General features: G+C 69.6%; 14 protein-coding genes and 1 tRNA gene. 7 read left to right on the plus strand and 8 right to left on the minus strand.

Annotated elements, in window-relative coordinates; all coding sequences use genetic code 11:
• Positions 1-3: 3 nt before the first annotated feature.
• Genes scpB through der form a run of 5 tightly spaced genes read left to right on the plus strand, consistent with a single transcriptional unit; the run spans position 4 to position 4,776 of the window.
• Positions 4-600: an SMC-Scp complex subunit ScpB gene (scpB, locus tag AC1DCT_RS00135; RefSeq protein ID WP_440735237.1), complete on the plus strand. Its 597-nt coding sequence runs from the start codon at positions 4-6 to the stop codon at positions 598-600.
• Positions 597-1,421 (plus strand): pseudouridine synthase, encoded by an 825-nt coding sequence (locus tag AC1DCT_RS00140; protein ID WP_440735210.1) that lies wholly within the window; start codon positions 597-599, stop codon positions 1,419-1,421. Before scpB ends, AC1DCT_RS00140 begins: the two co-directional genes overlap by 4 nt.
• Positions 1,418-2,539: a prephenate dehydrogenase gene (locus AC1DCT_RS00145; RefSeq protein ID WP_441977058.1), complete on the plus strand. Its 1,122-nt coding sequence runs from the start codon at positions 1,418-1,420 to the stop codon at positions 2,537-2,539. The genes AC1DCT_RS00140 and AC1DCT_RS00145 overlap by 4 nt, the downstream gene beginning before the upstream one ends.
• On the plus strand, positions 2,532-3,260 hold the full coding sequence (gene cmk / locus AC1DCT_RS00150; protein ID WP_441977057.1) for a (d)CMP kinase: 729 nt from the start codon (positions 2,532-2,534) through the stop codon (positions 3,258-3,260). The genes AC1DCT_RS00145 and cmk overlap by 8 nt, the downstream gene beginning before the upstream one ends.
• The gene (gene der / locus AC1DCT_RS00155) at positions 3,253-4,776 is read left to right on the plus strand and encodes a ribosome biogenesis GTPase Der (protein ID WP_440735207.1); all 1,524 of its coding nucleotides are present in this window, start codon (positions 3,253-3,255) and stop codon (positions 4,774-4,776) included. The genes cmk and der overlap by 8 nt, the downstream gene beginning before the upstream one ends.
• Positions 4,777-4,817: 41 nt before the next feature.
• Here the strand turns inward: der and AC1DCT_RS00160 are convergent, their stop codons facing one another.
• Entirely contained in the window at positions 4,818-5,237 is a 420-nt protein-coding gene (locus AC1DCT_RS00160; protein ID WP_441977055.1) for a GNAT family N-acetyltransferase, read from the minus strand.
• An 81-nt stretch (positions 5,238-5,318) separates the two neighbouring features.
• Between AC1DCT_RS00160 and AC1DCT_RS00165 the strand changes: the two genes are divergently transcribed.
• Positions 5,319-6,278 (plus strand): NUDIX domain-containing protein, encoded by a 960-nt coding sequence (locus AC1DCT_RS00165; protein ID WP_477426878.1) that lies wholly within the window; start codon positions 5,319-5,321, stop codon positions 6,276-6,278.
• A gap of 42 nt (positions 6,279-6,320) precedes the next feature.
• Here the strand turns inward: AC1DCT_RS00165 and AC1DCT_RS00170 are convergent, their stop codons facing one another.
• From AC1DCT_RS00170 to AC1DCT_RS00185, 4 genes are all read right to left on the minus strand, one after another.
• The gene (locus AC1DCT_RS00170) at positions 6,321-7,703 is read right to left on the minus strand and encodes an HNH endonuclease signature motif containing protein (protein WP_477427734.1); all 1,383 of its coding nucleotides are present in this window, start codon (positions 7,701-7,703) and stop codon (positions 6,321-6,323) included.
• A gap of 192 nt (positions 7,704-7,895) precedes the next feature.
• A complete protein-coding gene (locus AC1DCT_RS00175; RefSeq protein ID WP_477426880.1) occupies positions 7,896-8,297 on the minus strand; it encodes an RNA-binding S4 domain-containing protein in 402 nt (133 codons plus the stop codon).
• Positions 8,294-9,013 carry a lysoplasmalogenase family protein gene (locus tag AC1DCT_RS00180; RefSeq protein WP_477426882.1) on the minus strand — a complete coding sequence of 240 codons (720 nt, stop codon included), beginning with the start codon at positions 9,011-9,013 and terminating at the stop codon, positions 8,294-8,296. The genes AC1DCT_RS00175 and AC1DCT_RS00180 overlap by 4 nt, the downstream gene beginning before the upstream one ends.
• Before the next feature lie 59 nt (positions 9,014-9,072).
• Entirely contained in the window at positions 9,073-9,657 is a 585-nt protein-coding gene (locus AC1DCT_RS00185; RefSeq protein WP_477426884.1) for a GNAT family N-acetyltransferase, read from the minus strand.
• 120 nt (positions 9,658-9,777) lie between these two features.
• Between AC1DCT_RS00185 and AC1DCT_RS00190 the strand changes: the two genes are divergently transcribed.
• A tRNA-Pro gene (locus AC1DCT_RS00190) sits at positions 9,778-9,851 on the plus strand.
• Between the two features lie 83 nt (positions 9,852-9,934).
• Here AC1DCT_RS00190 and AC1DCT_RS00195 read toward each other — a convergent pair.
• The 3 genes from AC1DCT_RS00195 to AC1DCT_RS00205 form a co-directional block, all read right to left on the minus strand.
• A complete protein-coding gene (locus AC1DCT_RS00195) occupies positions 9,935-10,519 on the minus strand; it encodes a dihydrofolate reductase family protein (protein ID WP_477426886.1) in 585 nt (194 codons plus the stop codon).
• 180 nt (positions 10,520-10,699) lie between these two features.
• Positions 10,700-11,902 (minus strand): SGNH/GDSL hydrolase family protein, encoded by a 1,203-nt coding sequence (locus AC1DCT_RS00200; protein WP_477229299.1) that lies wholly within the window; start codon positions 11,900-11,902, stop codon positions 10,700-10,702.
• Positions 11,899-12,687 (minus strand): alpha/beta hydrolase, encoded by a 789-nt coding sequence (locus AC1DCT_RS00205; protein ID WP_441976979.1) that lies wholly within the window; start codon positions 12,685-12,687, stop codon positions 11,899-11,901. Before AC1DCT_RS00205 ends, AC1DCT_RS00200 begins: the two co-directional genes overlap by 4 nt.
• Between the last annotated feature and the right edge of the window lie 8 nt (positions 12,688-12,695).

Genomic DNA, 12,695 nt, shown 5'->3' on the forward strand with positions numbered 1-12,695 from the left:
ACCATGACCGATGAAACGGTGACCGATGACGCCGTGACCGTGGAGCAGCCGCTCACGGAGAAGCTCGAGGCGATCCTGCTCGTCATCGACGAGCCGCACAGTCTCGTCTCGCTCGCCGCGGCCGTCAGCGCGCCCGTGCCGGCGGTGCGCCAGGCGATCGAGTCCCTCGTCGACGAGTACGACGGCCGAGGGCACGGCCCGCGGCGCGGCTTCGAGCTGCGCGAGGTCGGCGGGGGCTGGCGGCTCTACGTGCGCGAGGACTACGACGACCTGGTCGCCGACTTCGTGGGCGGCCAGGCGCCGGCAAGGCTGTCCCAGGCAGCGCTGGAGACGCTCGCCGTGATCGCCTACAAGCAGCCGGTGACCCGCAGCCAGGTGGCCTCGATCCGGGCGGTCAACGTCGATTCGGTGGTGCGCACGCTGCTGGGGCGAGGGCTCATCACCGAGCTGTTCCAGGACTCCGAGACGGGCGCGATCAACTACGGCACGACCGACGCCCTGCTGCAGAATCTCGGCATCAACTCGCTCGACGAGCTGCCGCCGATCTCCCCGCTGCTGGACGACGGCTCCGAAGGCTTCGACGAGAGGATCGCCCGATGACCCCCGCCCCCGCTGACCCGTTCGCCGCCCCTGAGGGCGTGCGGCTGCAGAAAGTGCTCGCGAACGCCGGCGTCGCGTCGCGTCGCGTGATCGAGCAGTACATCGTCGAGGGACGGATCAGGGTGAACGGATCCGTCGTCACAGAGCTCGGCCGACGGATCGACCCGGAGAACGATCTCGTCGACGTCGACGGCACAGCCGTGCAGTTGGACACCGGCAAGCGCTACGTCATGCTGAACAAGCCCACCGGCGTGGTCAGCACGATGAAGGACGAGAACGGCCGGCCGGATCTGCGGCGCTTCACCAAGGACTACGAGGAGCGTCTGTACAACGTCGGTCGCCTGGATGCCGAGACCAGCGGGCTGCTCATCCTCACGAATGACGGAGATCTCGCCCACGTACTTGCGCACCCCTCGTTCGGCGTGACAAAGGTCTATATCGCGAAGGTCGAGGGCACCGTCACCGCGCAGACTATTGCGAAGCTCACACGGGGTGTCGACCTCGAGGACGGACCGATCGCCGCCGACAAAGCCCGCCTGCTGGATTCGTCCGCGGGATCCAGCCTCGTCGAGCTCACGCTGCACTCCGGACGCAACCGGATCGTGCGCCGCATGCTCGCCGCGGTCGGACACCCGGTCACCGAGCTGGTGCGGCGCCAGTTCGGCCCGCTGCACCTGGGAACGCTCCCTGCGGGGAAGTCCCGCGAACTGACTAAAATCGAACTCGGCGCGCTTCTGACCCTGTCGCGCCAGGATTCCCCCGCAGAAGGCGCGTCGAATGCGCCGGTGACCGACCGGGGAGACGCGCAGGAGAACGAGTGAGCGACACGAGCAGGACGCCGATCGAGCGTGCCGCGCGGCTGTCCGGAACCATCCGGATCGTCGGCGCGGGCCTTCTCGGCGCCAGCATCGGGCATGCCCTGACGGCGAAGGGCGTCGACGTCGCCCTCGCCGACACCTCTCCCGCGCAGCTGCGCCTCGCGATCGACTACGGCGCGGGCCGCGCCGCCCGGACCGATGACGCACCGTCGCTGGTCGTCGTCGCCGTGCCACCGGACGTGACGGCCGACGTCATCGAGGCGGAGCTCGCCCGGTTCCCGGGGGCCGTGGTCACCGATGTCGCGAGCGTCAAGCTCGAACCGCTGCGCGTGCTCCGCGAGCGCGGCGTCGACCTGACGCGCTACATCGGATCCCATCCGCTCGCCGGTCGCGAGCGCGGCGGAGCGATCTCGGCGCGGGCCGACATCTTCATCGGACGCCCGTGGGTGGTGTGCCGTGACGAGGAGACCCGCGCCGCGGATCTCGCGCTCGTCGAGGGCCTGGCGCTCGATCTCGAGGCGATGCCGCTGGAGATGACGCCCGAGGAGCACGATCGCGCGGTCGCGCTGACCTCGCACGTACCCCAGGTGGTGGCGAGCCTGCTCGCCGCCCGTCTCGCCGACGCCGAGGACGGCTCGCTCCGTCTTGCCGGTCAGGGCGTGCGTGACACCACTCGGATCGCCGCGTCCGCGCCCGAGCTGTGGGTGCAGATTCTCGGTGCCAACGCGGCGCCCGTCGTCTCGGTGCTCGATGCCCTCGCGGCAGACCTCGCCGAGGTCGCCGACGCGCTGCGCGAGCCGGACCGCACCGGATCCCGGCGCACGGTCGCTGAGGCTATCCGGCACGGCAACGAGGGCGTCGAACGCCTGCCCGGCAAGCACGGCCAGAACCGCCGCTTCGAGTCGTTCGTGGTGATGATCGACGACACCGCGGGTCAGCTCGGCCGCCTGTTCGGCGAACTCGGCGAGCTCGAGGTGAACGTCGAGGACCTGCGCCTGGAGCACTCGCCGGGCGCGCAGTTCGGCCTGGCCGAGATCAGCGTCACCCCCGCCGCACTCCGTGGCGCGGTCGAAGGACTCGAGGCCAGGGGATGGCGGATTGCGAGCATGCCCGATGACTGACCCTTCGACGAGCTCAGGGCCCTCGGCGCAGGCGCCGTTCATCGTCGCGATCGACGGCCCCGCCGGATCCGGCAAGTCCAGCGTGTCCAAGGCCGTGGCGCGACGCCTCGGCTACGGCTTCCTGGACACCGGCGCTGCGTACCGCGCGCTGGCCTGGCACGTGCTGGACCGCGGCGACGACACCGCCGACGAGGCCGCAGTGCTCGCCGCCGCCGCCGACTTCCCGTTCACTCAGGGGCTCGACCCGGACGATCGCCTCGTGCATGTGGGAGCGACGGACGTGACGGAGGCGATCCGCGAACCGCGCGTCTCGGGCGCCGTGAGCGGCGTGGCCCGCGTGCCCGCCGTGCGCGTGCAGGTCAACGACGCGTTCCGCCGGATCGCCCGAGAGGCCGAATACCCCGCAGTGGTGGTGGAGGGGCGTGACATCACGACCGTGGTCGCCCCCGACGCCCCCGTGCGGATCCTGCTCACGGCGGCGCCCGAGGTGCGCGCGGCGCGTCGGGCGGCGGAACTCGACGCGGAGGATGCGGGTGCGGTCGCCGCCGCGCTGCATCACCGCGACGCCAAGGACAGCGCGGTGGTGGACTTCCTCACCGCCGCGGAAGGGGTCGAGGTCGTGGATTCGACCGACCTCGACTTCGAGGAGACCATCGACGCCGTGATCGCGGTGATCGAGCGACGTGCGCCCGGAGCGCAGCGAGGAGCCGACAATGGCTGACGAAGAAGAATACGAGGGCGGCGAAGACCGCCTCGCGGAGAAGCTGGACGCGATGGACGAGGAGCTCGTCGAGTCGCGCGCCGCGACCCTGCGGGCGGGCCTCGACGACTACGACCTGGACGATGAGGATGCCGAGCTTCTCGCCGGCCTCATCGAGGGCGAGGACGGGATCCAGTACCTGCCCGCGCTGCCCGTCGTCGCGATCGTGGGCCGGCCGAACGTCGGCAAGTCCGCTCTCGTGAACCGGATCCTGGGCCGTCGCGAGGCCGTCGTCGAGGACACTCCCGGTGTCACACGCGACCGTGTCACGTACAAGGCCGAGTGGATGGACCGGCGCTTCACGCTGGTCGACACCGGCGGCTGGGAGCCGGACGCGAAGGGAATCGACCGCTCGGTCGCTGCCCAAGCCGAGGTCGCGATCGACCTCAGCGACGTGGTGATGTTCGTCGTCGACGCGATGGTCGGGGCCACCTCGACCGACGAGCACGTCGTGAAGCTGCTGCGCAAGAGCGGCAAGCCCGTCTTCCTCGTCGCGAACAAGATCGACGACGCCCGGCAGGAGCCCGAGGCCGCGGCTCTGTGGAACCTGGGTCTCGGCGAGCCGTACCCCGTTTCCGCGATCCACGGTCGCGGCGTCGCAGATCTCCTCGACGCGATCATGGAGAAGCTGCCCGAGGTCTCCGCCGTCGCCAAGGGCGAGATCGGCGGACCGCGCCGGGTCGCGATCCTGGGTCGTCCGAACGTGGGCAAGTCCTCGCTGCTGAACAAGGCAGCAGGGGAGGAGCGGGTCGTCGTCAACGAGCTCGCCGGCACCACCCGCGACCCCGTGGATGAGATCGTGGACCTGGGCGGCAAGCTGTGGCGGTTCGTGGATACGGCGGGCATCCGCCGACGCGTGCACCTGCAGCAGGGTGCGGACTTCTACGCCTCGCTGCGTACGTCGACGGCGCTGGAGAAGGCCGAAGTGGCCGTGGTCGTGCTCGATGTGAGCCAGTCGATCAGCGTGCAGGATCTGAACATCATCGACATGGTGCTGGAGTCGGGCCGCGCGCTCGTGCTCGCGTTCAACAAGTGGGACCGCCTGTTCGACGACGACATGGAGAACCAGGACCGCCGCCGGTACCTGGAGCGCGAGATCGAGCAGGACCTGGCGCACGTCGCCTGGGCTCCGCGCGTGAACATCTCGGCGAAGACCGGCCGTCACCTGGACAAGCTGGTCCCCGCCCTGGAGAAGGCGCTGGAGAACTGGGACCGCCGGATCCCGACGGGCAAGTTCAACGCCTTCCTCACCGAGCTCGTCGCCGCCCACCCGCACCCGCTGCGGGGCGGCAAGCAGCCCAGGATCCTGTTCGGCACGCAGGCGTCCACGCGCCCGCCGACATTCGTGCTGTTCACGACCGGGTTCCTCGACCCGGGGTACCGCCGGTTCATCCAGCGGCGCCTGCGCGAGCTGTACGACTTCGAGGGCACGCCGATCGTGATCAACATGCGGGTGCGCGAGCGCCGGCAGCGCTGACGGACCGTCCGGTGCCCGCGGACTCGCGGGCACCGGACGGATCATCCCTGGCGGGAGGCGCGCACCATCGCGGTGCGGTCGGGCTCGGTGAACCCGAACTGCCGGTAGAGGCCGTGCGCATCGCTCGTGAAGAGCGTCCAGCGCATGTCCGCGCCCGGGCCGTCGTCGATCATGAGCTGCATCATGCGCTTGCCGAGGCCGTGGCCGCGGTGCGCGTGGTCGACGTAGACGTCGGCGAGGTAGGCGAACCCGACGCCGTCGGAGACGGCTCGGGCGAAGCCGACCTGCTCGCCCGTGTCGGAGCGGTAGACGCCGACGACGCGCCACGCGTTCGCGAGCTGAGTCTCCACGTCGGCGCGCGTGCGCCAGCGACCCCAGTACGCCTCGGTCGAGAGCCAGGTCCACACGGCGTCGGTCTGGATGCGGGAGGGATCGTCGTCCAGTTCGTAGGCGTCGCTCATGAGCACCATTCTTGCAAGTGCAGGAGTGCAACGTTCCGTCGCACAGGGTGATCGAATGACGGGGTGTGGAAAGGTGGAGGCGTGACGATCGTCCCTCCCGAGCCCGGCGAACCCCGGCGGCCCCACGGGCCGCTGAACAGCGGCGACGCCTGGGTGGTGGCCCCGACGGGGGAGCGCTACTGGGGCAGGTACGGGGCTGCGGGGCTTCTCGCGTACGACCGGGAGCGCGGCGTGCTGCTGCAGCACCGGGTCGCGTGGTCGCACCATGGCGGAACCTGGGCTCTCCCCGGCGGAGCCCTGCATGACGGGGAGTCGGCCCGCGAGGGCGCGATCCGTGAGGCGCAGGAGGAGGCCGGCGTTCCGGACGGCGCCGTCCGTGCGCGGTTCGAGAGCGTGCTGGACCTGGGGATCTGGAGCTATACGACCGTGGTCGCCGACGTGGTCGCGCCGTTCGAGCCGGTGATCAGCGATCCCGAGAGCCTGGCGCTGCAATGGGTGCCGGTGGACGAGGTGGATCGTCGTCCGCTGCATCCGGGCTTCGTCACCGCATGGCCGCAGCTGCGCGCCCTGCTGGACGTGCGACCGGTGGTGGTCGTCGACGCCGCGAACGTCGTCGGATCCGTGCCTGACGGCTGGTGGAAGGATCGGGCCGCAGCGACCGCGAGCCTGCGTGACCGCCTCGATGTCTGGGCGCGGCGGGGAGTGGAGGCCGAGCGCGTCGCGCTGGACTCCACGCGCTGGCATCCCCGCGTCGTACTCGTGGTCGAGGGCGCCGCGCGCGACGTCGCGGATCCGGAGGACAGCGAGGATGTGGCCTGCGCGGTGTCGATCGTGCGAGCGCCGGGAGCCGGCGATGACGCCGTCGTCGCGGCTGCGGCAGAGCGAGTGGCCGCGGGAGATCGCGTGTTCGTCGTCACGAGCGATCGCGGCCTGACCGAGCGGATCGAGGCGCTGGCCGTCGTCAGCGATCCGGTCGAGGTGCGGCCTGTGCGCTGGTTGCGTGAGCAGCTCGATGAGGTGGCGCAGCCGGCGGTCGACTAGCGCCGACAGCCCGCCGACCGGGCACACTTCTCCTGCGTGCGTTCAGACGAACATGACGCGTCGTGGCGCGTGATCGTCGTAGGTGCGGCCGATCGGGCTCGTCCAACGCAGCGTTCCATCGGGGAGCTGCCGAGCGGTCCAGCGGTGGCCGTCATCGATATCGGGATGCTTGAGCGCGTGATGCCCTGGGCAGAAGTCGCTCAGGTTGGTGATCTCCGTCGGCCCGCCCCGGGCGAAGTCGTCGTTGTGATCGATCTCGCAGCGGTGGGCGGGAGTCTGGCACCCGCGGAAGCGGCACCGCTGATCCCTCGCCCGGAGGAACCGCTTCATCGCGGTCGACGGCGTGTAGCGATCGACCTTCGTGACCATTCCGGTGGCATCGAGGAACAGCCGGTTCCACCCACCGGCCTGACGGGCGAGATCCCGCGCGATGTCTGGATGCAGCGGACCATGCCCATCGAGCTCCGCCAGCCGGTCGTCCTCCCCGGCGAGAGTGGTTCCCGCGATCGTGACCTGCACGGTCGCGGTGATCCGCTCCAGACCCGTGCCGAGTGCCGCGGAGGGTGTCGAGGCGAGCAGCAGATCGATGAAGGTGTCGGCTTCGATCTCGCGGCGGGTCCGGCCGTCGGCGGCGACGAACTCGGGCCGGGAGCCGGGGCCGGCCGTGGCGGCTTCGCAGGTGTCGGTCCGGGGATCATGCAGGTCATGATCCGGATCGAGGGCGTAGGTTCCTGCTGCCGAGATGCGATCGTACGTCTCCAGCCGCGGGTCGTCGGGCAGGAGGTCTTCGGGGAAGGGGAACTCCTCAGGATCCGCGCCCGCGAAGCGCTCCGAGATCGGGTCGGAGAAGATCAGGTCGAGATCGTTCTCGCGTCGTGTCCGCCCCGTGGCGGCGACGGCCGTCGCGAGGCTGCGGAGGCGATCCATGATCGCGACGGCATAGACCTCAGGCAGTACCGCCGTCAGCAGAGCCAGACCGTCATCGAGGGGTCGGACCGTGACCTGGCGTTCGGATGCTGCTCTGGCGTGGCGCTCCCTGATGCTCTCTCCCGCGAGGCTCGCCGCGATCTGCCGGGCGTGCGGCCGTGTGCGCGCGGGCGTCTCGTGCTCGGCGATCGTGAGGGCGGCGGTCTCGTACACCGCGAGCACCGCGGCATCGAGGCGGCCGTTGAGCACCGCCTCGCGAACGGGAGCGGCCGCGGCGACGACCACGCGGACGTGCTGCGCCGTGATCGATCCCTGACGCAGGGCGTGACGCAGCGCAGGAAGAACTCGTCCAGGGCCTCCGCGTCGTTGAAACCGAGTTCCGCAGCAGTCTTGGAGATGCGCCCGGCAGCGGAGTACTCCGCGATCATCGACCGGCGGATCATGTCGCGGTGCTGGGGATCGGCACGAACGTCTGCGTCGAAGAGCTCGGCCCGGGATGCGAGAAGCTCGGACGCCTCGCCCTCGAGTCGTGCGATCTCAGCCCGCTTCGCCACCCACGCATCCAGCAGTGCGCCGCGATCTGCGGCGGGTGGAGGCGGGGCTTCGGTCATGTCCCCAGTATAGAACAGAAATTCGAAGACAGGAAGGGGTGTGGAGACACTTTCTCCCTGATCAAGAGAGAATTATCGCTCACCGATCGGAGCGATCTCCGTCGTGATCGCGACCGCGCAGGCGGTCGATGTCGCGGCGCTCGCGCTTGGTGGGCCGACCCGCGCCGCGGTCTCGCAGGCCGGCGGCGGCGACCGGATCACGCGGCGGGGTGCGGTCCTCGGCCGCGACGGCGGCGAGCGGTGCGCCGACGCGTTTGACGAGCGTCTGGCGGACGATCAGGATCCGATCGAACCCGCTGATCCGGATCCGCAGCTCGTCGCCGATCTTCACGGTCTGCGCGGCCTTGACCTTGTCGCCGTTGAGGCGCACGTGGCCGGCGCGGCAGGCGGTCGTCGCCGCGGAGCGCGTCTTGAACACGCGCACCGCCCAGAGCCAGCTGTCGATGCGAACAGGGCCGCTCGCCCATGGCTCGACGTTCATGCGGGCGACCCCTGGGCGCGGTCGGCCGGAACGGCACGAGATGGCGCGGTTGCCGGATCCTCTCGGCGCAGCGTCAGCAGCGCTCCGGCCACGATCAGGCCCTGTCCGATCGTGTACGTGATCATGACCGCGGGGCTCGTCCAGTCGGGCATCGCGTCGGGCAGGAACAGGCGGAACGCGAGGATCGTGTCACTGGAGAGGAAGAAGGCGCCGCCCCAGGCGATCATCGCCCGGCAACGCGCCGACGTCGCCGCCGTGCCTGCCAGGACGATGCCGTACGCGCCGACGGCTGCGAGCAGCGCTCCGGTGTGCGGCCCGAGGATCGCGATCATGAACAGCCACCACAGCACGTAGACGACGGTCCACATCGGAAGCCGGCGCACGCGCAGGTGGCGCAGGAACAGCAGGATGTAGGCGAGGTGCGCAACGCCGAAGAAACCCAGCATGAGCGGCAGTTCGGGCGCGAACGGGAAGAACAGCCCGGCCTCATCGCCGAGCCAGGAGAAGAACAGCGCCACGGTCAGCAGGAATGCGGCGCCCCGTGGCGCTAGCGACTTCCAGGCCAGCAGCACGGGCAGCGCGAGCAGCGGCATGAGGAGTGCCTTGGTCGGCGTGATGAGCGGACTGTGCGTCGCGTTCGCGATCACGTGGATCGCGGAGGCCACGATGTACGGCGCGAACGGCCACAGGGCGCGAAGGCGGGTGCGGCTCTGCATCCCTCCATCGTAGGAGTGCGGTGGTGCGTGACCCACCGTGACCGGATCCGCCGGCATCGCTATGCGGCGAGATTCAGGCTCACTAACGGTCGCCCGGAGCGCAGCTCGCCGACGACGGCGAACCCCGCGGTCAGGAACGTCGACAGCGCCCCGTGGAACAGGTCGTTCGATGACACCTTCACGGCGGCGGTGTCGACCGGATACCCCTCGATGATGCGCGCGCCCGACTCGCGGGCGTAGTCGACGGCCGCCGCCAGGAGCGCGGCATTGAGCCCCTTGCCGCGCTGCTCGCGTCGCACCGAGAAGCAGCTGACCGCCCAGACGCTGCCATCGTCGAGCGGCTCCTGCGTGGCAGAGGCGATGGTGCGCGTGTAGCCGAGGCGAGCCTGCGCCGGCCGCGGGCCGATGCGGATCCAGCCCGCGGCCTCGCCGTCGACATAGGCCACGATCCCCGGCGGAGGACCTGTCGTGATCTCGTCCCGCAGGATCTCGACCCGCTGCTCCTTGGTGGTGGCGTTCCAGTCCTTGTTGCGCAGCACGGGCCACACGCACTGGCAGGACGCGCCGTCCCCGCCTCCCGTGAGCGTCCGCTGCACGTCGTCCCACTCCGTGGGCGTCGCTGCCTTCGTCGTGATCGTGGTCATGATCCCGACCCTACGCGGAGCCGTCGACATCCGCGCCGCGCCCGGACCGCGTCGGTTTCGCGGAGCCCTCAGGAGTCGGCTACGATAGGGGAGTTGCCCGCGCTCCGGTGCGGTCGTCCACGGGCTGTGGCGCAGCTTGGTAGCGCACTTGACTGGGGGTCAAGGGGTCGCAGGTTCAAATCCTGTCAGCCCGACCGAACGCAGAACCCCGATCCGCCAGGATCGGGGTTCTTGCGTTTACGTCGGGCGTGCGAAGAGGGGCCACGCGGCGACGAGATCAGACGGCGGCGTAATTCACGATCATGACGCCACGAGGGGTGGTGGATCCGCTCAGCAACTCGAGTTCGGTCCCGAATCCGCCGTCCGGGAAGAGTCGCCGACCGGATCCGAGCACGATCGGATGCACGAACAGTAGCAACTCGTCGATGAGTCGGTGTGCCATGAGCGTCTGGATGAGTTCGCCGCTGCCCATGATGCAGAGGTCCGCACCGTCCGCGTTCTTGAGCCTGGCGACCTCTGCAGGGACGTCGCCCGTCAGCAATGTCGAATGAGGCCAACGGAGAGCTGTCGAGGCCGATCGGGTGGCGACGTACTTCTGCGCTTCGTTGAGACCGTCCCTGAATGGCCCTCCCGCGGCGTTCCAGTGTGCGAGCATGTCGTCGTAACTGCGACGGCCGAGGAGCAGTCGCATGCCGCCCGCTCGCTCTACGCGATCCTGGAGCGCGGCGGCGACATCCTGGTCTGATCGCGCGACGGCCCAGCCGCCTTGGGTGAAGCCTCCTCGGGTGTCTTCGTCCACCCTGCCCGGCGCTTGCATGACGCCGTCGAGGGTGATGTGGTCTGCGACATAGATCCTGGCCATGGCGTTACGCTCCTCGTGTGATCAATAGGAGGCGGTGTCCCGTCTCCGATGATGACGATCGGCGACCGAGGCGATCGACATGTTCGCCAGTTGGCCGTCGACCCTCCGGCGCCCCGTGTCACCACACCATGGGAGGGCGCAGCCGGAGCCGCGCCCTCCCATGACGCCAGGCCTGCGTCGTCACGCCTTCCGGTCGAGCGTCGCTCTCGGGTGGAGGCCTTCCTGGCCGAACACGCGGTGGGCGAAGCGTCGGGCGATCTCCTCATAGAGGGCGGTGTCGGGATGCAGGGAGTCGGGAAGAGGGTGACGGTCTGCATCTGCGGGGCCGTAGAGGGTGAGCCCGTCCAGGTAGGAGATGTTCTCACCCGCTTGGCGACGGACCTCGACGACATGCTCGATGTGCCGGCGGGACTCCGCAAGAGTCAGCGCGCCCCTGCCGATGTCGGCGGGGTCGCCCGCGGTGAAGCAGCGGATGCCTCCGTCATCGAAGAACTCCACGTCGCTGGGTCCCGGGATCTCGTCGCTGCCAGGCCACAGGGTCGATGAGCACAGCACGATCGGGGTGTTCGGATGACCGGCCCGGATCCGATCGATGAAGCCGTGCAGCGCAGGGGCGAAGGTGCGCTGATCCATCGATCGTGCGCCCACGATATTGACGCCCACCTTCAGCGAGATGACGTCTGCGGGCGCGGCGGCGATCGCGTCCGCGACGAACGGGTCGAGCATGCACTGGCCGCCGAAGCCGAGGTTGATGACGTCGAGGTCGGTGAGCTCCGCAGCGAAGACCGGCCAGACGCTTGTGGGCAGATCGGCCTCCGCGCAATGACTGATCGAACTTCCGTGATGCAGCCAGACCGGGCGATCACTCGGGGGAGCGGGCAGCACGGGGGAATCCCCGACGATGTCGACGAGGTCGACGGTCATGCCTTGGGGGAGGAACACCGTCACGACCTTCGGCCCGGCGGGAAGGGGCGCGAGCTCGACGGTCGAGGTCTCGCTGTGTGCGATCACGGTGGCTTCGTCGGCAGCAGGCGAGATGTGCATCGTCTGCGTATCGGGCGCCTGAGCGACCGCCACCGTCGTCCCCTCGACCTGTGCGACGAAGACGTCGCCCGGACGTTCGGCCTCGCCGATCCGGATCCGCGTGCAGCGGACGCGGAGCGTCAACCGTGTGGCTTCCGTATGGACCCGCAGCCGCACTCCGCTCGCGTTCGACGCCATGGCGCGCAGGATCTCTCCGGCCGGAGGGAAATGGCTCCACTGGCTCACAGGTATCCGCACCGGGCGGACGCCGTCCGCGGTTTCGATGAGATCGAGGTGGCCCTCCACGCGCACGGTCCCGCTCGGAAGCGAGACGGTCGTTCCATGGCCTGAGCTGGTCATCTCGTCTCCGTCCGGTGGGTGTTCGCCTCGATGAACTCGGTCGTCCGCGAGAGCACGATCTCCCGCTGGGGCACCTGTGCCCAGCCGTGGTCCGCTCCGTCCACGACGATGAGGTCTGCCTGGTCGCCGTAGATCTCGAGGTAGCGCTCGGCGTAGGCGACGGGGACGAAGTCCTCCGCGCCGTGGAGCAGGCGCACGGGCCCGGTGTAACCGGAGGCGCGACCGTAGACATCGAAGGACACCGCATCGTCGCGCATCGCCGGGCCCAGTCGCATGCCGAGGAAGTCGAAGTACCCGTCGGTGTCGAGCGCGTCGAGCGACCGGCCCTGCAGTGTGCCGCCGCGGATCTCGTCCGCGAACACTGCCGCCGTGGACCACATCGTCAGGGAACGCAACGGCAGTTCGGTCTCTGCGGCCAGGACCGAGGCGATCACCGCGCCGAGGCTCATTCCGACGAGATGGAGGTTGTCGGAATCGACCGTGTCGAGGCCGGCGATCGTTGCCAGGGCCTGGTGCGCGTGGCGGACGTCCAGCGACACGGAGGTGTCGTAGAACTCGCCGTCGCTCTCGCCGTGGCCTGCGCGGTCATAGGCGATGGAAGCGACTCCGACGGCTGCGAGGCGCCTCGCGAGCGCGACGAACGCCGACGAGAACTCCATGTGCGATGCCCCGAAGCCGTGAAAGAGGATCGCGGTGGGGAACGGGCCAGGACCCGCCGGCAGATACTGCGCTCCGCGGAGGGTGATTCCGTCGACCTGGGTCTGGAACGGGGCGATCGTCGTCATGCGGACTC

This window comes from Microbacterium sp. 10L49 (assembly GCF_056395125.1).

Bases quoted from the DNA above. Each gene is read 5' to 3' on its own strand.
- AC1DCT_RS00180 (WP_477426882.1), bottom strand. From the start codon at position 9,013: ATGCAGAGCCGCACCCGCCTTCGCGCCCTGTGGCCGTTCGCGCCGTAC.
- AC1DCT_RS00195 (WP_477426886.1), bottom strand. From the start codon at position 10,519: ATGGCCAGGATCTATGTCGCAGACCACATCACCCTCGACGGCGTCATG.
- AC1DCT_RS00205 (WP_441976979.1), bottom strand. From the start codon at position 12,687: ATGACGACGATCGCCCCGTTCCAGACCCAGGTCGACGGAATCACCCTC.
- AC1DCT_RS00200 (WP_477229299.1), bottom strand. From the start codon at position 11,902: ATGACCAGCTCAGGCCATGGAACGACCGTCTCGCTTCCGAGCGGGACC.
- AC1DCT_RS00175 (WP_477426880.1), bottom strand. From the start codon at position 8,297: ATGAACGTCGAGCCATGGGCGAGCGGCCCTGTTCGCATCGACAGCTGG.
- AC1DCT_RS00185 (WP_477426884.1), bottom strand. From the start codon at position 9,657: ATGACCACGATCACGACGAAGGCAGCGACGCCCACGGAGTGGGACGAC.
- AC1DCT_RS00160 (WP_441977055.1), bottom strand. From the start codon at position 5,237: ATGAGCGACGCCTACGAACTGGACGACGATCCCTCCCGCATCCAGACC.
- AC1DCT_RS00140 (WP_440735210.1), top strand. From the start codon at position 597: ATGACCCCCGCCCCCGCTGACCCGTTCGCCGCCCCTGAGGGCGTGCGG.
- cmk (WP_441977057.1), top strand. From the start codon at position 2,532: ATGACTGACCCTTCGACGAGCTCAGGGCCCTCGGCGCAGGCGCCGTTC.
- scpB (WP_440735237.1), top strand. From the start codon at position 4: ATGACCGATGAAACGGTGACCGATGACGCCGTGACCGTGGAGCAGCCG.
- der (WP_440735207.1), top strand. From the start codon at position 3,253: ATGGCTGACGAAGAAGAATACGAGGGCGGCGAAGACCGCCTCGCGGAG.